Below are 1,588 nucleotides of genomic sequence, written 5' to 3'. Positions count from 1 at the left end.
GTGGGCCCCCGCGCGCGCGCTGCTCGAGCGGGCGCTCCGGCGCCGCGCCCGGGGCGGCGAGGACGCGCCGCCGTACGCGATGCTCGGCGCGGTCGCCCGCACCCACCTCCTCGAGGGCGACGTCGACGCGGCGCTGAGCTGCCTCGAGGCCGCGCTCGCATCGGCCGAGGCGTCGGGCGACCACGCCGGCGCCGGCATCGCGCTCAACGGGCAGGCGATCGTCTTCATCCAGCTCGGCCGCTTCGACGAGGCCGAGGCGCTCTCGACCCGCGCCCGCGCCGCGGCCCTCGCGGCCGGGGAGCACGACCTCGCGGCGAAGGCCGCCGGCAACCTCGGCATCATCGCCAGCATCCGGGGCGACCTCGCCGCCGCGCTGCGCCACATCGACGACTCGCTGGCCGCGCTGCGCCGCCTCGGCGCGCCGAACACGCTCGCCTACGCGCTCAACAACCGCGGCATGCTGCTGCGCCGCCTCGAGCGCTGGTCGGACGCCGCGGACGCGTTCGACGAGGCGCTGCACATGGTCGAGGCGATCGGCGACCCGACGGGGCGCGCGCTCGTGCTGGTCAACCGCGCGGACCTCGCCGTCGCGCGCGGCCGGCTCGACGACGGCGACACCGAGGCGTCGGCCGCCGGCGCGCTCGCCGAGCAGCTCGACGCGCCGGACATCCGCGGCGAGGTGCGCAAGCTGCAGGGCGTGATCGCGCGCGAGCGCGGCGACCTCGCCGGCGCCGAGGCGCTGCTGCTCGCCGCCGAGGCGATCGCCGACGAGCGGCACCTGCCGCTGCTCCTCGCCGAGGCGCTGCGCGAGCGCGCCGAGCTGCACCACCGGCAGGGGCGCAACCGCGACCTGTTCCAGTGCCTCAACCGCTCGCACCGCCTGTTCGAGCAGATGCAGGCGCGCCGCGACGTGGCCGACGTCGACGGGCGCATGGCGTCGCTCGAGGACGAGTTCCTCCGCCTCGCCCGCCGCTGGGGCGACGCGATCGAGGCGAAGGACCGCTTCACGCAGGGCCACTGCGAGCGCGTCGCCGACCTCGCGTGCGCCATCGCCGAGCGCGTGGGCTTCGACGCGCGCGCGCTGTTCTGGTTCCGCATCGGCGCCCTGCTGCACGACGTCGGCAAGCTGGTCGTCCCGCCGGAGGTGCTGAACAAGCCCGGCAAGCTCACCGACGAGGAGTGGGCGCTCGTGCGCAGCCATCCCACCGTCGGCGTCGAGATGCTGGCCGACACCGAGTTCCCGTGGGACGTCCGCCCGATCGTCGAGTCGCACCACGAGCGGTGGGACGGGCGCGGCTACCCCGCCGGCCTCGCGGGGGAGGCGATCCCGCTCGTCGCGCGCGTGCTCTGCATCGCCGACGTGTACGACGCGCTGACGAGCGCGCGCAGCTACAAGCGCGCCCTCACGCACGACGAGGCGATGGCGATCCTGCGGCAGGACGTGGGCGCGCAGTTCGACCCGGCCGTCTTCGCGCGCTTCGAGGAGATCGCCCCCGAGTGGCGCGCCCGCGCCGCCGGGCAGTCGGCAGCCCCGGCCGACGAGCCGCCCGCGGTCGTCGCCGCCGCCGAGGCCGCCGACGCCGTCGCG

General features: G+C 76.8%; 1 protein-coding gene. It reads left to right on the top strand.

The window, feature by feature from the left end; all coding sequences use genetic code 11:
• On the top strand, positions 1-1,588 hold a 1,588-nt coding region (locus tag PYV61_RS25150), incomplete at both ends, for an HD domain-containing phosphohydrolase (protein ID WP_275836628.1).

Source organism: Roseisolibacter sp. H3M3-2, from assembly GCF_029211165.1.
Lineage (GTDB): Bacteria > Gemmatimonadota > Gemmatimonadetes > Gemmatimonadales > Gemmatimonadaceae > Roseisolibacter.
Note: the sequence above shows the minus strand (reverse complement) of the source record. Positions and strands in the feature narration are given on the sequence as shown.